The sequence below is a fragment of the Pseudomonas sp. Irchel s3h14 genome (genome assembly GCF_900187425.1).
Classification (GTDB): Bacteria; Pseudomonadota; Gammaproteobacteria; order Pseudomonadales; family Pseudomonadaceae; genus Aquipseudomonas.
Genome location: NZ_FYDJ01000037.1, coordinates 12,370 through 34,842, shown reverse-complemented (window position 1 = coordinate 34,842; position 22,473 = coordinate 12,370). Strand labels below are relative to the sequence as shown.

25 protein-coding genes are annotated in these 22,473 nt (G+C 59.9%); 13 read left to right on the top strand and 12 right to left on the bottom strand.

Annotated elements, in window-relative coordinates:
- Positions 1-460: 460 nt before the first annotated feature.
- Positions 461-676 carry a hypothetical protein gene (locus CKW16_RS32760; RefSeq protein WP_095133454.1) on the top strand — a complete coding sequence of 72 codons (216 nt, stop codon included), beginning with the start codon at positions 461-463 and terminating at the stop codon, positions 674-676.
- Here the strand turns inward: CKW16_RS32760 and CKW16_RS31015 are convergent.
- Positions 673-912 (bottom strand): DUF2789 domain-containing protein, encoded by a 240-nt coding sequence (locus tag CKW16_RS31015; RefSeq protein WP_095133452.1) that lies wholly within the window; start codon positions 910-912, stop codon positions 673-675. The two genes, CKW16_RS32760 and CKW16_RS31015, sit on opposite strands and share 4 nt — an antisense overlap.
- A 340-nt stretch (positions 913-1,252) precedes the next feature.
- Between CKW16_RS31015 and CKW16_RS31010 the strand changes: the two genes are divergently transcribed.
- Both CKW16_RS31010 and CKW16_RS31005 read left to right on the top strand, forming a co-directional pair.
- A complete protein-coding gene (locus tag CKW16_RS31010; protein WP_095133458.1) occupies positions 1,253-1,885 on the top strand; it encodes a hypothetical protein in 633 nt (210 codons plus the stop codon).
- Positions 1,878-2,456 carry a hypothetical protein gene (locus CKW16_RS31005; protein ID WP_095133450.1) on the top strand — a complete coding sequence of 193 codons (579 nt, stop codon included), beginning with the start codon at positions 1,878-1,880 and terminating at the stop codon, positions 2,454-2,456. The genes CKW16_RS31010 and CKW16_RS31005 overlap by 8 nt, the downstream gene beginning before the upstream one ends.
- A 172-nt stretch (positions 2,457-2,628) precedes the next feature.
- On the opposite strand, the gene CKW16_RS31000 is transcribed toward CKW16_RS31005, so the two are convergent.
- Both CKW16_RS31000 and CKW16_RS30995 read right to left on the bottom strand, forming a co-directional pair.
- On the bottom strand, positions 2,629-2,859 hold the full coding sequence (locus tag CKW16_RS31000) for a hypothetical protein (protein ID WP_095133448.1): 231 nt from the start codon (positions 2,857-2,859) through the stop codon (positions 2,629-2,631).
- A 157-nt stretch (positions 2,860-3,016) separates the two neighbouring features.
- Positions 3,017-3,265, bottom strand: coding sequence for a hypothetical protein (locus CKW16_RS30995; protein WP_095133456.1), 249 nt, complete (start codon positions 3,263-3,265; stop codon positions 3,017-3,019).
- Positions 3,266-3,678: 413 nt separating this feature from the next.
- Here CKW16_RS30995 and CKW16_RS30990 point away from each other — a divergent pair, with 413 nt between their 5' ends.
- The 3 genes from CKW16_RS30990 to CKW16_RS30980 all read left to right on the top strand — a co-directional run bounded on the left by CKW16_RS30990 (position 3,679) and on the right by CKW16_RS30980 (position 5,487).
- Positions 3,679-4,149: a hypothetical protein gene (locus CKW16_RS30990; RefSeq protein WP_008151679.1), complete on the top strand. Its 471-nt coding sequence runs from the start codon at positions 3,679-3,681 to the stop codon at positions 4,147-4,149.
- Positions 4,149-4,352, top strand: a complete 204-nt coding sequence (locus CKW16_RS30985) for a hypothetical protein (RefSeq protein ID WP_095133446.1) — start codon at positions 4,149-4,151, stop codon at positions 4,350-4,352. Before CKW16_RS30990 ends, CKW16_RS30985 begins: the two co-directional genes overlap by 1 nt.
- Before the next feature lie 118 nt (positions 4,353-4,470).
- Positions 4,471-5,487 carry an ABC transporter substrate-binding protein gene (locus tag CKW16_RS30980; protein ID WP_095133444.1) on the top strand — a complete coding sequence of 339 codons (1,017 nt, stop codon included), beginning with the start codon at positions 4,471-4,473 and terminating at the stop codon, positions 5,485-5,487.
- Positions 5,488-5,601: 114 nt separating this feature from the next.
- Here the strand turns inward: CKW16_RS30980 and CKW16_RS30975 are convergent, their stop codons facing one another.
- Both CKW16_RS30975 and CKW16_RS30970 read right to left on the bottom strand, forming a co-directional pair.
- On the bottom strand, positions 5,602-7,734 hold the full coding sequence (locus CKW16_RS30975) for a TonB-dependent siderophore receptor (RefSeq protein WP_095133441.1): 2,133 nt from the start codon (positions 7,732-7,734) through the stop codon (positions 5,602-5,604).
- Between the two features lie 89 nt (positions 7,735-7,823).
- Entirely contained in the window at positions 7,824-8,210 is a 387-nt protein-coding gene (locus tag CKW16_RS30970; RefSeq protein ID WP_046048123.1) for a DUF2946 domain-containing protein, read from the bottom strand.
- 95 nt (positions 8,211-8,305) lie between these two features.
- Here CKW16_RS30970 and CKW16_RS30965 point away from each other — a divergent pair, with 95 nt between their 5' ends.
- Positions 8,306-8,743 carry a DUF3995 domain-containing protein gene (locus CKW16_RS30965; RefSeq protein ID WP_095133439.1) on the top strand — a complete coding sequence of 146 codons (438 nt, stop codon included), beginning with the start codon at positions 8,306-8,308 and terminating at the stop codon, positions 8,741-8,743.
- Positions 8,744-8,886: 143 nt separating this feature from the next.
- On the opposite strand, the gene CKW16_RS30960 is transcribed toward CKW16_RS30965, so the two are convergent.
- From CKW16_RS30960 to CKW16_RS30930, 7 genes are all read right to left on the bottom strand, one after another.
- A complete protein-coding gene (locus CKW16_RS30960) occupies positions 8,887-9,249 on the bottom strand; it encodes a Na+/H+ antiporter subunit G (protein WP_095133437.1) in 363 nt (120 codons plus the stop codon).
- Positions 9,246-9,524, bottom strand: a complete 279-nt coding sequence (locus CKW16_RS30955; RefSeq protein ID WP_095133435.1) for a K+/H+ antiporter subunit F — start codon at positions 9,522-9,524, stop codon at positions 9,246-9,248. Before CKW16_RS30955 ends, CKW16_RS30960 begins: the two co-directional genes overlap by 4 nt.
- Positions 9,521-10,009 (bottom strand): Na+/H+ antiporter subunit E, encoded by a 489-nt coding sequence (locus CKW16_RS30950; protein ID WP_095133433.1) that lies wholly within the window; start codon positions 10,007-10,009, stop codon positions 9,521-9,523. Before CKW16_RS30950 ends, CKW16_RS30955 begins: the two co-directional genes overlap by 4 nt.
- On the bottom strand, positions 10,006-11,688 hold the full coding sequence (locus tag CKW16_RS30945; RefSeq protein ID WP_095133432.1) for a monovalent cation/H+ antiporter subunit D: 1,683 nt from the start codon (positions 11,686-11,688) through the stop codon (positions 10,006-10,008). The genes CKW16_RS30950 and CKW16_RS30945 overlap by 4 nt, the downstream gene beginning before the upstream one ends.
- On the bottom strand, positions 11,685-12,029 hold the full coding sequence (locus tag CKW16_RS30940) for a Na+/H+ antiporter subunit C (RefSeq protein ID WP_007986256.1): 345 nt from the start codon (positions 12,027-12,029) through the stop codon (positions 11,685-11,687). Before CKW16_RS30940 ends, CKW16_RS30945 begins: the two co-directional genes overlap by 4 nt.
- On the bottom strand, positions 12,029-14,947 hold the full coding sequence (locus CKW16_RS30935) for a monovalent cation/H+ antiporter subunit A (protein WP_095133430.1): 2,919 nt from the start codon (positions 14,945-14,947) through the stop codon (positions 12,029-12,031). Before CKW16_RS30935 ends, CKW16_RS30940 begins: the two co-directional genes overlap by 1 nt.
- Before the next feature lie 273 nt (positions 14,948-15,220).
- Complete coding sequence (locus tag CKW16_RS30930) at positions 15,221-16,246, bottom strand: DMT family transporter (RefSeq protein WP_095133428.1); 1,026 nt, start codon at positions 16,244-16,246, stop codon at positions 15,221-15,223.
- Between CKW16_RS30930 and CKW16_RS30925 the strand changes: the two genes are divergently transcribed.
- The 6 genes from CKW16_RS30925 to CKW16_RS30895 all read left to right on the top strand — a co-directional run bounded on the left by CKW16_RS30925 (position 16,241) and on the right by CKW16_RS30895 (position 22,281).
- The gene (locus CKW16_RS30925) at positions 16,241-16,804 is read left to right on the top strand and encodes a helix-turn-helix domain-containing protein (RefSeq protein ID WP_095133426.1); all 564 of its coding nucleotides are present in this window, start codon (positions 16,241-16,243) and stop codon (positions 16,802-16,804) included. The two genes, CKW16_RS30930 and CKW16_RS30925, sit on opposite strands and share 6 nt — an antisense overlap.
- Positions 16,805-16,982: 178 nt before the next feature.
- Positions 16,983-17,297 carry a hypothetical protein gene (locus tag CKW16_RS30920; RefSeq protein ID WP_095133424.1) on the top strand — a complete coding sequence of 105 codons (315 nt, stop codon included), beginning with the start codon at positions 16,983-16,985 and terminating at the stop codon, positions 17,295-17,297.
- A gap of 219 nt (positions 17,298-17,516) precedes the next feature.
- Positions 17,517-18,719: an SfnB family sulfur acquisition oxidoreductase gene (locus tag CKW16_RS30915; protein ID WP_176471629.1), complete on the top strand. Its 1,203-nt coding sequence runs from the start codon at positions 17,517-17,519 to the stop codon at positions 18,717-18,719.
- A 10-nt stretch (positions 18,720-18,729) separates the two neighbouring features.
- Positions 18,730-19,167: an acyl-CoA dehydrogenase gene (locus CKW16_RS30910; RefSeq protein ID WP_095133420.1), complete on the top strand. Its 438-nt coding sequence runs from the start codon at positions 18,730-18,732 to the stop codon at positions 19,165-19,167.
- Positions 19,167-20,573: an LLM class flavin-dependent oxidoreductase gene (locus CKW16_RS30905; protein ID WP_095133418.1), complete on the top strand. Its 1,407-nt coding sequence runs from the start codon at positions 19,167-19,169 to the stop codon at positions 20,571-20,573. The genes CKW16_RS30910 and CKW16_RS30905 overlap by 1 nt, the downstream gene beginning before the upstream one ends.
- Before the next feature lie 268 nt (positions 20,574-20,841).
- Positions 20,842-22,281, top strand: a complete 1,440-nt coding sequence (locus tag CKW16_RS30895; protein ID WP_095133414.1) for an FAD/NAD(P)-binding protein — start codon at positions 20,842-20,844, stop codon at positions 22,279-22,281.
- Positions 22,282-22,473 lie beyond the last annotated feature (192 nt).

The window sequence follows — 22,473 nt, the reverse complement described above, 5'->3', positions numbered from 1 at the left end:
CCTCGAGAGGCCGAGTGGAGGTTCTGCGCAGTGGGCAACCCGGCATGGATGCCGGGTTAGCCGCCCCCGGCCATGGATGGCCGATGGCGGCGGGCCCACGGAGCAGGACCGGAGCGAGGGCATGCCGAGCCTAGGCGAGGCACCGAACGTCAGGGGCAAGAGCCCTTGGTTACTTGGGGCTCTTCCAAGTGACTCGCTGTAAAAGCGAAACCGATAGCCGCCGTGACCGCAGAAACGGATATGCACACAAAAAAACAGGTCGGCCCTCGATCCACAGCCCCCTCGCTACGCATGTGTACACCTGGAAACACCGAACTTAAGTGAACAGCATTACGTTGATAGACCGATCATTGTTACCGGTCCAACAACAAAGCTGTGCAGTTGCGTTGCTGTTTCCAGGCGAATGAACTCATTACCATGCCTACATAGTTAGGTTGCTAATGAAGTTCGAGAGGTCAGTATGCAAAGTAAAGTCGATGTCGCCGTCATGATAGGCAGCGGTGTGCCTGCCAGTTTGCGTTCGCTGGGGAGGAGCGTCTGTTGGGTGGTGCTGCTGAATGGCGAGCGCCGCGGAACGGCGTTCTCAAGTCGCGAAGAGGCGCAGGAATGCAGGGCTGCCTGGCTAGCGCAACTGAACGCCGTAACACCCGACAGCCTGCATGGAATCAGAGGCTAGTGGATCTGATGCATGCGCAGGTTCAGGTCGTCGACCACCCGCGCCCAATCGGCGTCTTCACGCAATTGTTCTTTCAGGAAGCCGGCTTGCTGCGGGGTCCAGAACTCGGCATCTATGAGTTTTTTGTTGTCAGCCAAGGGTGAATGACTGTCAATGAAATCGTCGATGGCCTTCTCGCTGGAGTCCAGACCAAGTTGGTCGAACAAACCTTTCAAGTCGTGTGTCGGTGAATCCATCTTCATCTCCTTGAGAGTATTCAGTTGCATTGAGTGCGCAATTGGCAGTGCAGTGTCATTGCATCTGAGGGAACCGCGCGCGAAGAGTTCGATAGGGGTTTAGCAGCTTTCTGCGGATTCGCCACCATGATGGCACTAGGCTATTGCCTCTCGGGGTTTCAACGATTACGATGCCGTCGCGTTTTTGGCGTCACTGAGCCGCCAGTCAAAGAGTTTGAACAAGGATGCAGGCGACACTCGCTCCTCAGGTTTACCGCCTTTCAGTGATGAACTGCCCATCCCTGCACCATTTTCTTTCGAGCCGACGCGTCCCCGATCCCGCATGAAAAGGATGTATGCAGTGAAGCGTCTTGTTTATCTGATGGCCATCGCACTTGGCCTGTCGTTGACTGGTTGTGTGTCTTTCACACCGCTGGGCCCCATCGGCGAACCCTTGAACCCCGCGCCATCCACCCTTGATCGCAGTGCCGAAATCAGTGATGTGGTGATCTCCGCCCCTGAGCTGGACGATAAGGTGCGTGTCGCCGGTAGCCGGCAGTTGACCGAGCAGATCAGCACCTACGTCGACAAAAGCGATTACTTCAAGCGAATCGTGGTGTTCCCGGCCAAGGCCGGTGAGGACGACGTGGTGCTCAAGTTCAACCTGACCTCGCTGGCAGGCAAACGCACCATGCACCCGGCTTACATTCCCGGTGCGCTAGTGACCTTGACCCTCTGGATTTGGGTCGACGGTCCGATTTACGTCGACAAATACGACCTCGCGGGCGAACTGATCATCGAAGACCGTCAGGGCAAGCAACTGGCCAGGTCGGTCGAGCAGGTCAAGCTCGACAAGAATGTCGGCCTGTGGAACGCCGATTATCTCAATCCCCGCCTGGGCGGTAGCCAGTTGCGCGAGTTGATCGCTCAATTGCTGGCCGGTGCCACCCCTCAACTGCGTACACCGTCAAAGGAATTGGCAGCACATGAATAAATACCTTTTGGTTTTACTGGTGTTGGTCAGCAGCACCCTGACCGGCTGCATTTCCTACTCCCAGCATGACTTGCCACCGGTGGATCAGTGGCCGCCAGCCCAGGCCAGGCAAGACAAGCCCAGTGCTTATCTGCACGTGACCACTCAGCAGCAGTTCAACGGCGAACTGTCGGGTGGCGTGGGCAATGCGGCGCTGGTGGAGAAGAACATGCTGGAAACCTTTAAGGAATCCGGACAGTTCAAAAACGTGACAACCGACAAAGTCGACTCGAACCTGTACGTCACGAGTACCTTGACCAACAACGAGCAGGGCAATATCGCCAGTGCCTGGCTGACGGGGTTCACGTTCTTCGTGATCCCGACGACGTTCAGCAATACCTTCACGCTGGAAACGGTGTTCAAGGATCAGGAAGGCAACGTGCTGGGTAAAATCGTCAAACAGGAGAGCACTCGCACCTGGTTGCAGATCCTGCTGATTGTCGGGTTGCCGTTCAATGAACGAGGGGACGTGCTGCTCAAGCACCTGACCCAAAGCACGCTGGATGAAGCGGTCAAGCGCAAGCTGATCTGATGGGTTATCGATAGGAAGGCGTGCAACCTGTGCAAGGGTGGCACGCCGCAGGCATCTCTCGGGCCGAGGTGCCGAGCCTGCTGGCGAGGCAGGTTTTAGCCTGATACAGCGCGCTGGTGGTCATGAAAAACGCGCTGTTCAGTGCCGGTTCCCGGACTCGTCTACCCCCGTCTCAGGCTTTCAATGCCCCTTCATCGACCGCAACCTTCAGCGCCTTGGCGGCATCCTGGGCGGCAATGGCGGCGACGTCCGACGTCTTGAACCAGCGATCCTTCTCGACCTGGTGATACGTCACGGCGGTCAGCGGTGGTTTGGCGCGCATGATAATGACTGCCTGGAATTCGCCTTCGACTTCTCTGGCTTCGCCCCGGATAAAAAATTCACCGATATCAAATTCCGTCACGTAGCAGCCTTCCCTTGAAATATTCTGTTGTTTTGAACGCCGCCCACCCTGGGGACGGGTTTCATTGGTCGGGCAGTATGGCAGTAGTTGCATGCTGGCGGCTGAGTTAAGTCGCCAGCATGACGAAGCGTCTATGGAAATGAATGTGGCGGGACCGTCAACCGCGTAACTCGAGCGAGCGGGCAAGGGCGCAGGCTTCGTTATGATTGCCGCGGAAACCTCTGACGCGACCGGTGGAAATTTCCCTGATATGAAAAAAGGCATTGCCGGCCAAAATGACCTGAAAGCGTGGCCGGGTGCGCTCTTCAAGGTAGTATTCATGTGGTTGAAACATCCCGGGGGGCAGTGTCCTCGAGCTGTTCGTATTGGGCGCCTGAGGGTGAGCAAAATGTGTCAGCGTGCACATATGAAGTCCTTTTCGTTGTTTTACCGACGTGCGTACGTGGTTTTGGGTAGTCTCGATGAGCATCGCTGCTCTAGAATCACCGTCAGTGTTTGGCGATCGATGTTCATCTAAAGCAATTTTTTGCTGGCGATATGTCGGAAAAGTGCTTTTTTTAAAGAGCTTTTTCCCTAAAGTTGGTAGTCCCGTTTTTCTGGCCGTCGGAAGGGCTTTTTCCTTCAACCTCTGACGAACGCCAGGCAAGACGACGTGAGTGTTGTTCCAGTAGTCTTCTCAAACCTCGCGATGAATGAGCGCTCTGCTCGTTTCAGGATTTCAACCCGGGTCATTTGGCTACACCTTCGGCATTGCCGCTTTTTTCTGCTGTGCGCTGTTTTCCTGCGTGCAGCATCATTTTCAGATGTGGGGATGTTTCCTTGGCAGTAAGTAATCTCGATATGCATGCTTTGTTCGTGCTGGGTGATTTGCGCGCAAAGCTGGTTAAACAGTTCCAGTCACGTTTTGTTTACATCACCGAACAGAACGCTGAAGGCATTTATATTGCCGAGATCGACACCGAAGAGGCGCTGGTGGTTGATGACAAGCCAGGGCTTAAACTCAAGGTCGGCGATCATTTCAGCGCCTCTGTATTGCCCAGTCGCGAAGGCGGCAAGCTGGACATCAAGTTCCGCGAAATCAAACTGACGGTTTACGGCTTGGGTGATTACGCGTTCGTCACCACCGCTGATGGTCACGGGATCGTGTTCAAGGAAGGTCATAGCGTGGTGATGGTGTTCGCTGCTCACCAACAGTTGCAGGAAGGCCTGACCAAAACCCTGAAAGCCGTGACTGCCAAGGCGGCCAAGTGGCGCAAGGGTGAACTGGTTACCTTCAAGGCCAGCGAATAATGACCCTGACCCGCGCCGACTTCCACGAACAGAACCAGGCCAGTGCGCAAGCCGAAGCCCAACGGCTGTTCGGCCAGAAGGCTGTTTTGCAAGGTGCATGGCTGGGTTGGGTGGCATCACAGATCTATACGTTGCGTCCGGCGGAGTACGCCAGCATGGTACGAAGAGCGCTGGCGCGCTTGCAGGAACCTTCCGAAAACTGATTGACCTCCCTCGAAAGCAGGAACCTCTACTACAGTCAGATGACTGAGTATTCAGAGGCTTTGCGGTCTTCTGCCAGGCCATCCTGCTATTGCTGTGAACAGCACGAGGTGCAAAAGCATGAACGGATTTCGACGGTTGCTGGCCGCTACCCTGGCCACCTTCGGTTTGTTGGCTTCACCCGTTCCGGTGTTCGCTGCCCAGGCGCCGATCCACTTCGCCGACCTGAACTGGGAAAGCGGCAGCCTGATTACCGATATCCTGCGGATCATCGTCGAGAAGGGCTACGGGCTGCCGACCGATACCTTGCCGGGGACGACCATCACCCTGGAGACCGCGCTGGCCAACAATGACATTCAGGTCATTGGCGAAGAATGGGCCGGTCGCAGTCCGGTCTGGGTCAAGGCTGAGGCCGAAGGCAAAGTCGCAAGTCTCGGCGATACGGTCAAGGGCGCCACAGAAGGTTGGTGGGTGCCCGAATATGTGATCAAGGGCGACCCGGCGAAAGGCATCAAGCCGCTGGCGCCGGGCCTGCGCAGTGTCAGCGACCTGCCGAAATACAAGGGCGTGTTCAGCGATCCGGAAACCCCGGGCAAGGGGCGCTTCCTCAACAGCCCGATCGGCTGGACGTCGGAAGTGGTCAACAAACAGAAACTCAAGGCGTATGGGCTGGACGACAGCTATGTGAATTTCCGCAGCGGTTCCGGGGCAGCGCTGGACGCGGAGATCAGTTCTTCGATTCGTCGCGGCAAACCGGTGCTGTTCTACTACTGGTCGCCTACACCGTTGCTCGGCCGCTTCAAACTGATTCAGTTGGAAGAGCCGCCCTTCGACGCTGATGCCTGGAAAACCCTGACCGACGCCGACCACCCGAATCCGAAACCGACGCGCTCACTGCCCTCGAAGCTGTCCATTGGCGTGTCCACGCCATTCCAGAAACAGTATCCGCAAATTGCCGAGTTCTTCAGCAAAGTCGACTTGCCGATTGATCCATTGAACAAGGCGTTGGCCGAGATGAGCGAAAAACACACCCCGCCACGTCAAGCAGCGGAGGCGTTCATGAAGGCGCACCCGGACGTGTGGCAGGCCTGGGTGCCCAAGGATGTGGCGGATAAAGTCTCCGCCGGGTTGAAGTGAAGTGATGTGGTGAGGCTGATGCCGTCTTCGCGAGCAAGCCCGCTCCCACAGGAGTACGCGATCTAATGTGGGAGCGGGCTTGCTCCGGGCGGCGTTCCGACGAAGCTTTTGCTTTTAGAACCGGGTCTGCACCGCCAACTCGAAGGTGCGCGGCGTACCGAGGTAATACGCCGGTGACACATGGACAAACTCGGCATACACCTCATTGGTCAGGTTGCGCACCCGGCCGGTGACGGTGGTGTGTTGATCGACCTTGTAACTGAGGAACGTTCCGTAGAGCGTGTACGACGGCACGGTCAGGGTGTTTGCGCTGTCGGCAAACACCGAGGCCACATACCGCGCATCGACACCGCCCTGCCATTGCGGCGCGAAGTCATAAGTCAGCCACAGATTGCCGACCCGGTCCGGCACGTTGGTCGGTGTGTTGCCTTTGCGTGAAACCACCACACCCGCCGCATTCTTCTCGTTGAATTCGTCGTACTGCGCATCGACCCAGGCGAAGTTGCCTTCGGCCAACAGCTTGTCGGTGATCCTGAACGAACTGGCCAGTTCGATCCCTTTGGACGTCTGCTGACCCACGGGAATACTGCTGGTCGGATCCAGCGGATCGGTCACCGCGAAGTCCTTTCGCTCGATCATGTAAGCCGCCACTGTCGCCGAGCCGCGGCCGTCCAGATAGTCGAATTTACTGCCGACTTCCCATTGCTTGCCGGTGGACACGTCGAAGTCTTGCGTGCCGTTGGGCTGTTCGGCGGCGGTGCTGTATTGCACGTAGACGTTGGCTTCGGGAATGAATTGGTAAGTCAGGCCGACCCGACCGGTCACCGGCTCCCAGCTGCGCTTGAGGTGCCGGGGATTGCTGGCGGTCACGACCCGGTGGTTGGTCACGTCCAGGTCGATGTCGTCATAACGCAGGCCGGTCAGCAGCGCGAGTTTGTCGGTGAGGGCCAAGCGGTTCTCGGCGAACAGGGCTTTGGTGGTGACTTCGTTGGTCTTGTCGCTGACAAACCCCGGTCGGGTGCCGGGGATGTCATAGAAGTGACCCGGCTGAAAGTTATTCGGGTCGACGGTGCTGGCACCTTTGACGTTCAGTGGCGAGTTGGTGGTCTGGTTGACCTTGTACTCGAAGCCGCCGGACCAGGTCGTGTCCAGCCCGAACAACGTGTTGTCGTGGCGCAGTTCGAACTGGTTGCCGTTCTGCTCGCCCTGATGCCGGACCTGATACGCCGTGGAGCGATTCACCGCACTGTTGTCGGCGTTGTACTGGTAGGTTTCCAGGTTGCGGTAATCGCGCTGGCTGTCGAGGTGGTAAAGGGTGTTGCGCAAGGTGGTGCTGTCGTTGATCCGGTAGTCGATGATCGAGCGCACCCAGATCGTGCGCTGCTCGTAGCGGCCGTCCTCGACGTTGTAGTTGTTGAATCGGTTGTGCTTGTCGATCTTCAATTCGCCGGCCTTGGGGTTGAGCACCGGCGTGCCCCAGTAAGGGCTGTCTTCGTGTTCATCCTGATATTCCAGGGCCAGGGTGTGAGACAGGTTGGGCGTCAGGTCACTGAGCAGCGAGAACGCCACGCTCCACGCATCACGCTCCTGACGGTCGATGTAGCCGTTGCCGGTGTTGTGGCTGACGTCGAGCCGCGCGTAGTGCTGCACGTCTGCGCTGGCATCGCTCAGGGCATGGTTGAGGCCAAACGCGGTCTCGGTGGTGTCGTAACTGCCGTAGCTGATCCGGCCTTCGACGGCTTGCTCTTCGCGGGTCGCCAGTTTGGTCACGTAGTTCAGCGAACCGCCCACAGAGCCGGCGCCATTGATCAGCGATGACGGGCCGCCCACCAGTTCCACTCGATCATAGATCCAGGCGTCTACCGGCCGGGCGAGGCCGCCGGAGACATTGATGCCGTTGAACATCTGGGTGATCTGGCTGCTGGTGAAACCGCGGTAGGAGACGAACCCACCGAAGCCCGGCGGTGCGCTGGCGTTGACGCCCGGCAAGGTGTTGGCGGCGTCCTGGAAGTTCTGCGCGCCGTGGCGCTCGATGTCGTTGCGGTTGGCCACAGCTACCGAGGCCGGGGTTTCGCGCACGCTCAGGCCTAGCCGCGAGGCCATGCCGCTGGATTGATCCAGACTCAGCCCCGGCTCAGTCGCCGCTTCGCCATCAATGGTGATGGGCGCGAGGTCGATTGTGGATTGCGCCCAGGCGTTTACAGACAGGCAGCCGAACAGGCTTGCCAGTAAAGGAATGCGTTTCATCGATGAATCCTGAATGCTTGACTAGGAAACAGCGCACACACAAACGCTACGCGTTGGCGAGGTGGGCTGATCGGAAAAGGCGAAGAAATTCAGGCGACAGGCGGAGCGCGAGGATTGGCCGAGGGCCAGGTGAAGCGGGCAGGGAGGTCAGCATTGGCGACGACGGCCAAGGGCGGACTGTGTTGCTGCGGGAGGATCGCCAGGGTCAGGCTGGAGTTGAGCGCCGGGCCCATGCCGCCGGTGGAGCACAACGGGCAGCCGAAGGCCTTGGACAAGGTCGGCAGTTTGTCGTCGGAGGTGTTCGACGAGGCCGGCAACTGGCTGGCCGGGTCGACGGTACAGAACTGGCCGCCGATGCCGTTGAGCTGCATCCCGACCATTTGCCCGTGACCGATACTGCAGGCGAACACGTTGAACAGGACGCAGCAATAAAGCATCCAGGCCATCAATGTGCGATCAGTTCGGGCGAGTTTCATGGAGCGGCACTTTATCATCGCCGATGACGAATACCCTTACAAAATCGTGCAAGTAAGTTCATCCTGCTGCGACATTTCACGCTGGAAGTCCGAACATGAGCCTATTGATCGCGCAATGGATGGCTGCCATCTTCCTGTTGATCAGCCTGATCCACCTGTACTGGGCGGCAGGTGGCAAGTTAGGTAGCGAGGCAGCGGTCCCGCGAATATCCGCGGAGGACGGCGGGGAACCCAGGCCGGCCTTCAAGCCTTCAGGCTTTGCCACGTTGCTGGTGGCGGTCGGGTTGCTGCTGATAGCGATGCTGGTGTGCATGCGGGTCGGCCTGTATCTGCCGACGGTGCATCACTGGTCGCTGCAATGGGTGATCAGCGCGATTGCGATGCTGATGTTCGCCCGGGCGGTCGGCGATTCGAATTTGATAGGGTTCTTCAAACAGGTGAAGGATTCGAAGTTTGCCCGGCTCGACACCTGGGCGTATTCGCCGTTGTGTGTGGTGTTGGGGGCGGGGTTGTTGGCCGTTGCCTGGATCTGAGTCGACCGGACTATCGCCTTCGCGAGTAAGCCCGCTCCCACATTTGATCTCCGTCGGACACAAAATCTGTGTTCACTGGGGATCAAATGTGGGAGCGGGCTTGCTCGCGAAGAGGCCCTGACATTCAACACAAACTCCTGAACTTAACTCCCGCTTTCCGTGCGCCGACTACTCACCTCAGCCGGCACATCATCCCCCGCCATGCGCTTGCGAAACAGCGCCGCCCGCGCCAGCAACAGCGTGGTCACCGGCACCGTTATCGATAACAGAATCGGAATCAGCCAGGCATGCAACACCGGCCCGGACTTGAGTGCCGAAAAATAAATGATCGAGGCCAGCGCCACGCACCAGGCGCCCAAGGTCGACGCCAGCGCCGGCGGGTGCATGCGCTGGAAGTAGTCCTTCATCCGCACCAGGCCAATGGCGCCGATCAGCGCAAACAGACTGCTGAGCACCAGCAGGATCGCCACCGGAATTTCAATCCACAGAGACAGTTCAGCGCTCATTCGATCACCTCGCCACGCAGCAGGAATTTCGCCAGGGCAAACGAGCCGACGAAACCGAACAGCGCAATCAGCAGCGCCGCTTCGAAGTAAGTGTCACTGGCATAACGAATGCCCAGCGCCAGCATCATCAGCATCGCGATGATGTACAGGTAATCCAGCGCCAGAACCCGGTCCTGGGCCGACGGCCCCTTGAACAGCCTGATCAGGGTCAGAATCATCGCCAGGGAAAAGAGGAACAGGCTCAGCAGGATCGCGTTCGACAGCAAGGCGCTCATTCGAAGATCTCCATCAAGGGGCGCTCGTAGGTCGCCTTGAAGTGCTGGATGAACAGCGCTTCGTCATCCAGATCGAAGACGTGCAGCAACAGGATGCTGCGGTCCAGTGCCAGTTCCGACCACACGGTGCCGGGAATCACCGTGCAGATCATCGACAACGCGGCCAGGCCATTGGCGTCACGCAAATCCATCGGCACCTTGATGAAGCGCGAACGCGGGGGACGGCGACCGGCGTTGAGCACGCCCCAGGCCACGGCGAGGTTGGACACCACCACATCGCGACCGACAAGAAAGAACAAACGCACAATCACGCCCGGCCGACGAATGCGGATCGGCAGCGGACGCAGCTTGCGCATCATCAACGGTGCGCAGAACCCCAGCACCGCGCCCAGCAGCAGATTGCCGGGACTCATCGACAGGTTCAGCACCAGCCACAGCAACCACAGGGCCAGCGACAACCAGGGAGCAGGAAACAGTCGCTTCATGGTGTGACCTCCGCAACCGCGGCTTTGGCTTCCGGGCTTGGAATCGCACGGGTACCGAGCACTGCCATCACGTATTGCTGCGGGTTGTTCAAGGCTTGGGCGGCCGCCTGGGTGTAGCGCAGCAACGGTTCAGCCTTGAAGGTCAGCGCGATGCTCAAGCCCAGCAGCGCAATGATCGGCACGCATTCGAAACGTCGCAGCAACGGCGACGGCCGCTCCTCGGGTGTCCAGAAGCGCTGGATGCCCAAGCGCGAGAACGCGATCAACGATGCCAGCCCGGAGAGAATCAGCAACGCCAGCAAGCCCCATGCGGCATTGGAAACCGGCTCATCGCTGCCATTGCCCAGGCCCAGCGGATTGAGCAGGGCGCTGAGCAAGCCGAGTTTGCCAATGAATCCCGAGAGCGGCGGCATGCCGATGATCAGCAGCGAGCAGGCAATGAAGCTCAACCCGAGGAACGCCTTGGTCCAGGGAATCACCTGGCCGACCACGGCTTTCTGCTCGTCATCGAGGTTGATGCCTTTGGGCGGCTGCAAGGATTCCATCGGTCGCGGCAGATCGCCGTCATCGAACAACGGCATTTCATTGGCCGAACGCGAACGCTCGATCAACTCGGCCAACAGGAACAACGCGCTCAATGCCAGGGTCGAGCTGACGATATAGAACAGTGCCGCGCCGATCAGGTTGGGCTGGGCGAAACCGATGGCCGACAGCAGAATCCCGGCCGACACCAGAATACTCAGGCTGGCCAGGCGCTCCAGTCGTTGTGCGGCGAGGATCGCCACCGCAGCGCAGACGATGGTCGCCATACCGCCGTAGATCAGCCAGTCGCCGCCAAAGTACGCCGACGCGCCGGCCTGACCGGAGAACAGCAAGGTCCACAAACGCAACAAGGTGTAGACGCCGACCTTGGTCATGATCGCGAACATCGCCGCCACCGGCGCGCTCGCCGCGGAATAGGCCGGCACCAGCCAGAAGTTCAGCGGCCACATTCCGGCCTTGGCCAGGAACGCCACGGCCAGAATCCCCGCGCCGGCATGCAGCAGGCCGCGATCGGCTTCCGGCACCAGCGGGATTTTCAGCGCCAGGTCGGCCATATTCAGGGTGCCGGTGACGCCGTAGATCAGCGCCGCGCCGATCAAGAACAGCGACGAGGCCAGCAGGTTGATCGAGATGTAATGCAGCCCCGCCGACACCCGCGACCGACCCGAACCGTGGAGCATCAGGCCATAGGAGGCCGCCAGCAACACTTCAAAAAACACAAACAGGTTGAACAGGTCCGCCGTCAGGAATGCGCCATACAGACCCATCATCTGAATCTGGAACAGCGCGTGGAAACTCGAACCGGCACCGTCCCAACGGGCCATGGCGAACAGCAGGGCGCTGACGCCGATGATCCCGGTCAGCACCAGCATCAGCGCCGACAGTCGATCGACCACCAACACGATCCCGAACGGCACCTGCCAGTTGCCCGGCAGGTACACGCCGATGGAGCCGGGGACGCCCGTCTCCTGAGTCCATTGCAGCAACAGCACGGCAATGCCCAACCCCACCAGGCTGGAAAACAGGTTGATCTTGGCCTTCAGCGGACGGTGTTTTTCCCCCAGCATCAGCATCACGGCGGCGGTCAGCAGCGGCAGCAGAATCGGTGCAGCGATCAGGTGCGGCATCAGATTCATTCTTTAGGCTCCCGGCCATCCACATGGTCGGTGCCGGTCAGGCCCCGCGAGGCCAGCAGCACCACCAGGAACAGCGCAGTCATGGCGAAGCTGATCACAATGGCGGTCAACACCAGCGCTTGCGGCAGCGGGTCGGTGTAGTGCAACAGGTCCTGCGGCACGCCGTCCTTGATGATCGGCTCCTTGCCGATAAACAGGCTGCCCATGCTGAAGATGAACAGATTGACGCCGTAGGACAGCAGGCACAGGCCCATCACCACCTGAAACGTCCGTGGCCGCAGGATCAGCCAGACGCCGGACGCGGCGAGCACGCCGATGGCGATTGCGATGACTTCTTCCATCAGACGGTTCCTTGCGTGGCGACGGATCTCGGCAGGGCAGCGGTTTTGTGACCCCGTACCGATTGGTGAGCGAGGGCGGTGAGGATCAACAGGGTCGAACCGACCACCACGGCGTACACGCCAATGTCGAAGAACAGCGCACTGGCGATGTGAATGTCACCGAACACCGGCAGTCCGAAATGCCAGGTGTGGGTGGTCAGGAACGGATACCCGACGGCCATCGCCCCGAGCCCGGTGACCGTGGCGAACAGCAGACCGGTACCCATCCAGCGCAGCGGTCGCAGGCTCATTTGCGCCTCGATCCACTGGGTGCCGGCGACCATGTATTGCAGGATGAACGCCACCGACATCACCAGACCCGCGACAAAACCGCCGCCCGGTTGATTGTGGCCGCGCATGAACAGGTAGACCGACACCACGAAGGCGATCGGCAACAGCAGGCGGACCAGCACCGCTGGCACCATCATGAAGCCGAGCGCGGTGTCGCTGGCGTGACGCGGGTTGACCAGATCGGTCACCACGTCCGGTGCCAGCAGACGCTGCTGGGCCGGCAACTGCAGGCTTTCTTTTGGCGGACGGAAGCGTCGCAGCAGGGCGAATACGGTCAGGGCCACGGCCACCAGCACGGTGATTTCACCGAGGGTGTCGAAGCCGCGAAAATCCACCAGCATCACGTTGACCACGTTGCTGCCGCCGCCTTCGGGCAAGGCACGGCTGAGGTAGAACGAAGAAATGTCGTTCGGCGTCTGGCGCGTCAGCATCGCGTAGGCCAGCAACGCCATGCCGCCACCGACGACGGTCGACAGCAGCAAGTCACGGATACGGCGGATGCGTGCCTTGCGCAGGCTGCTCGGCAACGGCGACACCTCTTCGATCCGTCGAGGTAGCCAGCGCAGCCCGAGGAGGATCAACACTGTCGTCACCACTTCCACCGCCAATTGCGTCAGCGCCAGGTCAGGTGCCGAGAACCAGACGAAGGTGATGCAGGTCATCAGGCCGCAGACGCTGACCATGGTCAAGGCCGCGAGCCGGTGATACTTGGCCTGCCACGCCGCGCCGAGGGCGCAGGCAATTGCCAGCAGCCAGAGGGTCACGAATACGATCGAACCTGGAATCTTCGGCCGGTCGCCCCAGCTCAGGCTGCTGTGGAGCATCGGGATCAACCCGGCCAACACGGCCGCGAGCACCACCAGGAACAATTGGGTTTGCAGGCGCTTGGTGCCGATCCGCCGCTCGAGACGACGGGCCAGGCGCATCATGATCACCAGGCTGCGTTCGAACAGGCGCTTGCCGTTGAACCGGCCAATGATCGGCGGGTACTTGAAACGCCCGTGTTTGAGCTGATTGCGCAACAGCAAATAAAGCACGATGCCGCAGGACATGGCGATCAGGCTCATGATCATCGGCGCGTTCCAGCCGTGCCAGATCGCCAGGCTGTATTCAGGCAAGGTGCCGCCCACCACCGGCTGGGCAGCCGCAGCCAGCAACGGGCCGACCACCTGCGCCGGGAAAATCCCCACGACCAGGCAAGCGAACACCAGCAACTCCACTGGCGCGCGCATCCAGCGGGGCGGCTCGTGTGGGGTGTGCGGCAAGTCGGTGGCGGTCGGGCCGAAGAACACGTCGGCGGTGAAGCGCAGCGAGTAGGCGACGCTGAAGGTACCGGCGATGGTCGCGACGATGGGCAGCGTCATCTCGATCCAGGCCGTGGCATTGATGAACACGGTTTCGGCGAAGAACATCTCTTTGGAGAGGAAGCCGTTGAGCAGCGGCACACCGGCCATGGAAGCGCTGGCGACCATGGCCAGGGTGGCGGTGAACGGGATCAGCTTGATCAGGCCGCTGAGCTTGCGAATGTCCCGGGTGCCACTTTCGTGGTCGATGATCCCGGCGGCCATGAACAGCGAAGCCTTGAACGTGGCGTGGTTGAGAATGTGAAACACAGCAGCCACGGCGGCCAGCGGACTGTTCAGGCCCAGCAGCAGGGTGATCAGGCCCAGGTGGCTGATGGTCGAGTAGGCCAGCAACCCCTTGAGGTCGTTCTGGAACATCGCGCAATACGCGCCGAGCAGCAGGGTGCAGGCACCGGCGCCGCTGACGATGTAGAACCATTCTTCACTGCCGGACAGCGACGGCCACAGGCGTGCGAGCAGAAAGACGCCAGCCTTGACCATGGTCGCCGAGTGCAGATAGGCCGAGACCGGTGTCGGCGCCGCCATCGCGTGGGGCAGCCAGAAGTGGAAGGGGAATTGCGCGCTTTTGCTCAGGGCGCCGATCAGGATCAGGGGTAGCAGAATAGGGTAGAGGGCGTGTGCGCGAATCAGATCGCCGGCGGCCAGGACTTTGTCCAGGTCATAGCTGCCGACCACATGGCCGAGCAGCATGACCCCCGCCAGCAGACACAAACCGCCTGCGCCGGTGACCATCAGCGCCATATAAGCACCGCGACGCGCATCGGCGCGGTGGTGCCAGTAGCCGATCAACAGGAACGAAAAGAGGCTGGTCAGCTCCCAGAAAAACACGATCTGGATCAGGTTGCCGGAGATCACCAGCCCGAGCATGGCGCCCATGAACGCCAGGAAAAACGCGAAGAACCGCGGCACCGGATCGTCCGGCGACATGTAGTAGCGGGCGTACAACGAAACCAGCGTGCCGATGCCCAGCACCAGCATCGAGAATAGCCAGGCGAAGCCGTCCATGCGCAGGACGAAGTTCAGGCCCAGGCTGGGTAACCAGAAAAATTCTTCGCGGATCACGCCGCCATCGGCGATTTGCGGGTACAGGAGGGCGACCTGAATAGTGCCTATCAAGGCAACCAGACCAGCCAACAAAGATTCGGTGTTACGCGCGTTGTGCGGCAGCAAGGCTGCCAGACAGCTGCCGATAAAAGGCAGAAGCAGTAGAACTATCAGGGACATAGGCTTCTAATCTGCGGAAGTTTGTGAAGCATCATACGTGCCAGCTCCCGGATCACCAAACGCCAAGCTGTCGCAGAATCCTACAAGGTAGACGGAAAATTCCTGATTCACATTGTTTCAAAGGGCGGTTTTCAGCAGGTCTGGCCCCTTCGCGAGCAAGCCCGCTCCCACATTGGATTTGCTGTGTACACATAACCTCAGCACAACACAGATCCAGTGTGGGAGCGGGCTTGCTCGCGAAGACGATCTGGCAGGCGCTGCAGGTCTTGAGGCTTAACCTTGGGTTTCCCGCTCCAACTCTTCCTCAGCCACAGCAGCCTTACCTTTGGTCTTCAACTCACTGACAATCACCGCCGCCACAATCAACCCCGCACCCACCAGCGCAATCGCCGGCAACCGCTCCCCGGCAATCCTTCCGACAATCCCGGCCCACACCGGCTCACCGGCATAAATCAACGTCGCCCGGGTCGGCGAAACGCTCTTCTGCGCCCAGTTCATCGCCACTTGAATCGCCGCACTGGCCGCGCCCAAGCCCAACGCGCTGCATAACAGCAGCCAGGAGAAGTCCGGAATTCTTTCCTGAGTCGGCACCACCATCAAAAACGCCAGCGCCGAGGTGACTGCCAATTGCACCACCGTCACCCGTCGCACATCGACCTGGCCGGCATACGTACTGATCAGAATGATCTCCGCCGCAATCGCCACGGCGCTGATCAGCGTCGCGATTTCACCGGGGCTGAAATTGAAAGAAGCACCGGCCGGTCCAGACAGCAACATCAACCCGGTAAACGCCAACATGATCCCGATGCTCGGCATCAACCCCGGACGTCGCCCCAGCACCAGCCATTGCAGCAACGGCACGAAGGGCACGTACAACGCGGTAATAAACGCAGACTGACTGCTTGGAATACTCTGCAACCCGACGGTCTGCAATCCGTAACCGAGCATGATCGCCACGCCGATAAAGGCCCCGGCCTTGAGTTCGAACAGGGTCAGGTCACGCAGGTGTCGCCAGGAAAACAGCGCAACAATAATCGCCGCCGCGGCAAAGCGCAGACCGACGAAGAACATCGGCCCGCTGACGGTCATCGCATGTTGCACCAGCAAGAAGGTCCCGCCCCAGACCATGGTGATCAGCACCAGCACGCACTCGGCCTTGCTGAACCGCGAGAAACGGGAGGAAGTGTGAGGGGTATTCACCGACGTCATGACCTTGCGCGCTACCTGAGGGCGACGCACAATGCGCCGAATGTTGCGCAGTATACTGCCCAACCCCACCAAGTGAGCAATATAGTGCACAAATATTCCACACAGCGGGCTTCGGTCCTCCAGCACGTCAGCCAGAACGTTCGACGCTTGCGCCACGCCGCCGACATGAGCCAGGCGACGCTGGCGGAAAAATCCGGGGTCAGTCGCCGGATGCTGGTGGCCATCGAGGCCGGGGAGAAGAACGTCAGCCTGACCACCCTCGACCGCGTGGCCGAAGCGCTGAACGTCGCATTCAGCGACCTGATCCAGGCCCCGGATGCACGCGACCCGAGTCGCATCAACGAAGTGGCCTGGGCCGGGAAGATTCCTGGCAGCAAAGCTGTTTTACTCTCCAAAGCCACGGCTACCCGTGAGGTGGAGCAATGGGAGTGGTGCCTGCAACCGGGGGAGATTTATCCGTCGCAACCGGATGCCGAGGGTTGGAGTGAGCAGATCTATGTATTCGAAGGCTGCCTGACGCTGATGCTGGGCGATACACCCCATGAGATCGCTGCCGGCGAGTTCTACATGTTCGCCAGCAACCAGCCCCACGCCTATCGCAACGATGGGCCGGTGGCGGCGCGGTTTGTGCGAAATGTGGTGATCTAGCCGCTGATACCGCTCATCGGAAACGATGAGATACCTGTTATTTCTGACAGTAGACGCAGAGTTCGATTGAACTTCAAATGGAGTTCAGCGCGCGCTGTATCCCGAGCCGTTACCTTGGCAATACATACTTTATTGCTGATTGGGGCTCTCTTGAACGTCAACTGAAAGGAATTGGTAAATGTTAGAACGACTCATGATTCTGGAAGCAGTAGATGGCGAAATTAAGCTGACAGCCGTGCCCAATGGGGCAACAGCTCATATCCCACAGATCCTCGATATTCAGGAAGGCGATAGTGTCAAACTTTACGTTGGCGACGTGCTTGCCTCGGAGCTGACTGTAGCTGGCGATGTTGTTTTTCCAATCACATTTAAAGTGTCAAGACAGGTGTTGCTGGACTTCGTAGAGCAGGACGTAGATTTTACATATACAGTCGTTAGAGGGGCTAACGTTCAAGTTTCCCCTCCTGCTCATTACCGCATCAGTCATTCCTGATCGAATCGTTTTTGTATGGATGCTCAACTTTCTGTTTGAGAGTTGGGCATTTTCTGTTTGAGGTGTTGCTCAGGCAACAATGAACCGACAATTTGCTGCAACGGTGTTTAGGCCCACCTTTTAGAACAATCCATATCTTTATGAATACTAACGATTAATTGTTTTGGCACGACTTGTGTAATAGGTCTCGGGTACTCACCCGAATCCCGGAGTCGGCCCATGACAGCCTCTGCCCAACCCCCTCGCACCGCCCATGTGATCCGCTCGGACGCCGAGGCGATTGCCGTCGCCCACAAGCTCGCTGCACGCTTTGTCATCGAAGCCAGTGTGCGGGATCGCGAGCGACGCTTGCCGGTCGCCGAGCTCGACGAGTTCTCCGCCAGCGGCCTCTGGGGCATCACCATTCCCAAGGAATACGGCGGCGCCGGCGTTTCCTATGTGACCGTCGCTGAGGTGATCAAGATCATTTCCGCTGCCGACTCGTCCCTCGGTCAGATTCCGCAAAACCACCTCGGCGTGCTCGACATCCTGCTGCAAACCGCCACCGAGGAGCAGAAGCGTTACTACTTCGGCAAAGTCCTGCAGGGCTACCGTTTCGGCAATGCATTCTCCGAATCCAAAAGCAAAAATGCCGGTGCCTTCGAAACCCGAATCCGTTTCGATAAAGACACCGCGCAGATCGACGGCGAAAAGTTCTACTGCACCGGCGCCTTGTTTGCGCACATCGTGCCAGCAGTGGCGGTTAATGAAGAGAACAAAGCCTTCATCGCCTTCATCGAGCGTGACACTCCCGGCTTGACCGTTATCGACAGCTGGGACGGTTTCGGCCAGCGCACCACGGCCAGCGGCGGCGTGACACTCGACGCTGTGAAAGTGCCTTTGAACGCGGTAATCCCGGCCCACAAGGCCTTTGATGAACCCACCGCCGACGGCCCTATTTCGCAAATCATCCAGGCCGCTGTGGACACCGGGATCGCCGTGGGTGCGCTGGAGGAAACCAAGCGTTACGCCCGCGAATCCCGGCCGTGGATCGACAGCGGTAACGATCACGGCTGGCAGGACCCGTTCAGCATCGTCGCCATCGGCGACCTCGAATGGCGGGTCCACGGCACCGAAGCGATCCTCAAAAAGGCCGGTCGCGCCATTGACCATGCCTTGCTCAACCCCAACGAAGAAACGGTGGCCCGTGCTTCGGTGGTGGTTGCCCAAGCCAAAGTGCTGTCCGCCGAGATCGCCTTGCTTGCCAGCAGCAAACTCTTCGAACTGGCCGGTACTCGCTCGGTGCTCGGCAAGTACAACCTCGACCGCCACTGGCGCAACGCCCGGACGCACACCCTGCACGACCCGGCACGCTGGAAATACCACCTGATCGGCAACTACCTGCTCAACGGCGTGAAGCCTGCGCGCCACGCCTGGAACTGAGGAGCCCACCATGAACGCTTTGACTCAACCGATTGTTGCCGGGCAGCCCCTGGCCAAAAGTCAGCACGATCTGCACAACGCTCGCAGCTTGCTTGATGCAACGTTGCGTTTCGTCCGGCAGCAGGCCCAAGCCACGGATGATCCTCACGTCATCAGCCGCTTCGGTGATTTGCACATCCGCATTGAAGTCGCCGCCGCGCTGCTCGAACGCGCCGAAGACTTTCTGAACCGCGTTGATGACGATACGGAAATCAGCGTCGCCATCGCCGAGTCGCACCTGGCCAGCGCCGACGCTTTAAATGCCGTCAGCAACGCGGAATTCGAACTCACCGGCCAACGCACCGTGTTGCCCGGATCACTGGATGATCCGCTGCGCTGGAAACTCCACCTCATCGGCAACTTCCGCCTCAACGGCATCCATCCCCCAAGCTTTCGGAGCGCCGTTTGATGGCCCGTGAAATTCGTCTTAACGCCTTTGACATGAACTGCGTCGGCCACCAGTCGCCGGGTTTGTGGGCGCATCCGCGGGATCGCTCCTGGCAATACAAGGATCTGGAGTACTGGACCGACCTGGCGAAAATCCTCGAACGCGGCAAGTTCGACGGCTTGTTCATTGCCGATGTGCTGGGCATCTACGACGTTTACAACGGCAACGGTGACGCGGCGATCCGTCAGGCGGCGCAGGTGCCGGTCAACGATCCGCTGCAATTGATTCCGCCGATGGCGCTGGTCACCGAGCATTTGGGGTTCGGCCTGACCGCCTCGCTGTCGTTCGAACACCCGTATCCGTTCGCCCGACGCCTGTCGACGCTCGACCATCTGACCAAGGGCCGCGCCGGCTGGAACATCGTCACCTCTTATCTGGAAAGCGGTGCGAAGAACCTCGGTCAGAAAAACCAGACCGAACACGACGCCCGTTACGACTTCGCCGAAGAGTATTTGGAGGTTTGCTACAAACTGTGGGAGGGCAGTTGGGAAGAGGGCGCGATTCTGCGGGATCGCGAGCGGCGGATCTTCAGCGACCCGAGCAAAATCCACGAAATCCGGCACGTCGGTAAGCACTTCCAGGTGCCCGGCATTCATCTTTGCGAACCCTCGCCGCAACGCACGCCGGTTCTCTATCAGGCTGGCGCATCCAGTCGCGGCAAGCAGTTTGCCGCCGAGCATGCCGAGTGTGTGTTCGTCGCTGCGCCGTCGAAAGTGCTGCTGAAGAAAACCGTTGCCGACATCCGTCGTCGTGCTGCCGAAGCCGGACGCGATCCGTCGAAGATTCTGATCTTCAACCTGCAAACCGTGATCCTCGGCGAGACCGACGCCAAGGCCAAAGCCAAGTTCGAGGAATACAAAACCTGGGTCAGTTATGAAGGCGCGATGGCGTTGATCTCTGGCTGGACCGGGATCGATTTCAGCCAGTTCAAACCCGATGAGCCGCTCAAGCACGTGCACACCAACGCGATTCAATCGGCGGTGGAAGCGTTCTCCACGGCAGACCCGAACAAGGTCTGGACCCCGAGCGAATTGGCCGACTGGGTGGGCATTGGCGGTTTTGGTCCGTTGTTTGTCGGTAGCCCCGAGACCGTCGCCGACTTGTTGCAGGAGTGGGTCGAGGAGACCGATGTGGACGGCTTCAACCTGGCCTATGCATTGACTCACGAAACCTTCATCGACGCCGTGGAGTTGCTGGTGCCGGAGTTGCAGAAACGTGGGGTCTACAAAACCGAATACGCGCCGGGGACCTTGCGCGAGAAGTTGTTTGGGGAAGGGCCGCGATTGCCGGACATTCATCCGGGTGCGGGTTATCGAGACCTGGCGGCGTTGCGGCCGCAGGAGAAAAAAGTCGCGTTCCCACGCTGATCGTTCCCACGCTCTGCGTGGGAATGCATCTCGGGACGCTCCGCGTCCCAGCGTCCAAAGCGGACGCAGAGCGTCCATGGCGGCATTCCCACGCAGAGCGTGGTAACGATCAGGGTCAGAGGCAAGCCACGCGCGTTCCCGACGCTCACTGCAAGTCAGCGGTATTTCTCTGTTCTACTTTGGTACTGCTTGATGAGCCTTCCATGGGTTTGGCGCCTATTATCGTTCAGGAGATTTTCGAGATGAAACATTGATCAGTGAGAACGCCATGACTGAAACCCAAAGCGGACAGGCCACCGACGCCATCCGCCACGCGGACATCCTGATCGTCGGCGGCGGCCTCAGCGGCGCAATGCTGGCGGCGCAGTTGCTGCGCTTGCCGGGCAAACGCCAGGTGCTGGTGATCGAACCCCGCGCCGAACTGGGGCGGGGCGAGGCGTACAGCGCGGTCGAGTTGGGCCACACGCTCAACGGCAATGCGGCGCGGATGAGCGTCGACCCGGACAACGCCGACGATCTGACCCAATGGCTGACCGAATACATCGCGGCCGGCGGCTGGCCGGAGTCTGACGAGCAACATGTGCCGGTCAGCGAATTGTTCCCGCCGCGGGGGATTTTCGGCCTGTACGTGCAGCAGCGCCTGGCCGAAGCGCAAGCGGTGGGGGCGTTGAACGGGTCAACGGTCGAGCATGTGCGGGCCGAGGTGGTTGACCTGCAAACCCGGGACGATTCTGTGTTGCTGACCTTGAGTGACGGGCAACACCTGCAGGGCGCTTATGCGGTGTTGGCCACGGGGATGTTTCCCGCCGCGCGTACGCCACAGACCGAGTCCAGCGGCTTGAATGCCGCTGCGCTTGATCCATGGGATGTCGCTGGCATGCAGCAGCTTGATCCGCAGTCGACCGTGCTGATCATCGGTTCGGGCCTGACCATGGTCGACGCCGTGGTGTCGCTGGAACAGGCCGGGCATCGCGGGCCGATCGAAGTGTTTTCGCGGCATGGTTTGCTGCCTCACGTGCGTCGGCAACCTCCGATCTGGGTGGATTTTCTCGCCGAGGATCAGAGCATTCGCACACCGCGACAGCTGGTGCGCGAACTGCGTCGGCATTGCCGGGACGCCATCGCCCAAGGCATCGACTGGCAGGCGCCGCTCGACACCGTGCGGGCGCATATCGGCCGCTTGTGGCATCAGGCGACGGATGTGCAGCGTCGACAGTTCGTCCGGCATGTGCGGCCGTGGTGGGAAAGCCATCACCACCGCTCGCCGCCGTTGAGTGCCGAACTGGTGGAGCGGTTGCACAAGGAAGGGCGGTTGCGGATTCAGGCGGCGTCGTTCAAAGGGCTGGAGCCTTCAGCGGACGGCACAGTGAGCATCCGTATTCGGCGTCGTGGTGAATCAGAAACCACCGTTGTCAGCGGCGCGGCATTGATCAATTCCAGCGGCATCGAATACGACTGGCGGCGAGTGGCCCGACCGCTGCCACAGCAACTGCTGGCGCGCGGACTTGTCCGGCCGGGGCCTTTGGCGCTGGGGATTGCAGCGGCCGTTGATGGCGCAGTGCTGGATGCCGATGCACACGCCGCCAGCCGTCTGTTCGCCATGGGCCCACCGTTGCGCGGCATGTGGTGGGAAAGCACCGCAGTGACCGACGTCGCGAGCCAGGCCAAGGCGCTCGCCGCTCGCCTGACAACAACGCCGCCCCCGTAGCAGCTGTCGAGCCTGCGAGGCTGCGTTCGAGCGCGCAGCGGTCGTAAAACCTGAGTGCACGGTCTGGCTGAAAAAACGCATCACCTGATTCTGCGACCGCTACGCGCTCGAACGCAGCCTCGCAGGCTCGGCAGCTGCTACGGATATCGGTGATCTGCTATTACTAAGAAACCCCGGGTAGATCGGATCTAC

Excerpts from the sequence above, each read along its gene's own strand:
- CKW16_RS32760 (WP_095133454.1), top strand. The coding sequence starts at position 461 with ATGCAAAGTAAAGTCGATGTCGCCGTCATGATAGGCAGCGGTGTGCCT.
- CKW16_RS30945 (WP_095133432.1), bottom strand. The coding sequence starts at position 11,688 with ATGAATCTGATGCCGCACCTGATCGCTGCACCGATTCTGCTGCCGCTG.
- CKW16_RS30960 (WP_095133437.1), bottom strand. The coding sequence starts at position 9,249 with ATGAGCGCTGAACTGTCTCTGTGGATTGAAATTCCGGTGGCGATCCTG.
- CKW16_RS30935 (WP_095133430.1), bottom strand. The coding sequence starts at position 14,947 with ATGTCCCTGATAGTTCTACTGCTTCTGCCTTTTATCGGCAGCTGTCTG.
- CKW16_RS30970 (WP_046048123.1), bottom strand. The coding sequence starts at position 8,210 with ATGAAACTCGCCCGAACTGATCGCACATTGATGGCCTGGATGCTTTAT.
- CKW16_RS30955 (WP_095133435.1), bottom strand. The coding sequence starts at position 9,524 with ATGAGCGCCTTGCTGTCGAACGCGATCCTGCTGAGCCTGTTCCTCTTT.
- CKW16_RS30940 (WP_007986256.1), bottom strand. The coding sequence starts at position 12,029 with ATGGAAGAAGTCATCGCAATCGCCATCGGCGTGCTCGCCGCGTCCGGC.
- CKW16_RS31015 (WP_095133452.1), bottom strand. The coding sequence starts at position 912 with ATGGATTCACCGACACACGACTTGAAAGGTTTGTTCGACCAACTTGGT.
- CKW16_RS30910 (WP_095133420.1), top strand. The coding sequence starts at position 18,730 with ATGAACGCTTTGACTCAACCGATTGTTGCCGGGCAGCCCCTGGCCAAA.
- CKW16_RS30975 (WP_095133441.1), bottom strand. The coding sequence starts at position 7,734 with ATGAAACGCATTCCTTTACTGGCAAGCCTGTTCGGCTGCCTGTCTGTA.
- CKW16_RS30950 (WP_095133433.1), bottom strand. The coding sequence starts at position 10,009 with ATGAAGCGACTGTTTCCTGCTCCCTGGTTGTCGCTGGCCCTGTGGTTG.
- CKW16_RS30965 (WP_095133439.1), top strand. The coding sequence starts at position 8,306 with ATGAGCCTATTGATCGCGCAATGGATGGCTGCCATCTTCCTGTTGATC.
- CKW16_RS30985 (WP_095133446.1), top strand. The coding sequence starts at position 4,149 with ATGACCCTGACCCGCGCCGACTTCCACGAACAGAACCAGGCCAGTGCG.
- CKW16_RS30980 (WP_095133444.1), top strand. The coding sequence starts at position 4,471 with ATGAACGGATTTCGACGGTTGCTGGCCGCTACCCTGGCCACCTTCGGT.
- CKW16_RS30995 (WP_095133456.1), bottom strand. The coding sequence starts at position 3,265 with ATGTGCACGCTGACACATTTTGCTCACCCTCAGGCGCCCAATACGAAC.
- CKW16_RS31005 (WP_095133450.1), top strand. The coding sequence starts at position 1,878 with ATGAATAAATACCTTTTGGTTTTACTGGTGTTGGTCAGCAGCACCCTG.
- CKW16_RS30920 (WP_095133424.1), top strand. The coding sequence starts at position 16,983 with ATGTTAGAACGACTCATGATTCTGGAAGCAGTAGATGGCGAAATTAAG.
- CKW16_RS30895 (WP_095133414.1), top strand. The coding sequence starts at position 20,842 with ATGACTGAAACCCAAAGCGGACAGGCCACCGACGCCATCCGCCACGCG.
- CKW16_RS30905 (WP_095133418.1), top strand. The coding sequence starts at position 19,167 with ATGGCCCGTGAAATTCGTCTTAACGCCTTTGACATGAACTGCGTCGGC.
- CKW16_RS30915 (WP_176471629.1), top strand. The coding sequence starts at position 17,517 with ATGACAGCCTCTGCCCAACCCCCTCGCACCGCCCATGTGATCCGCTCG.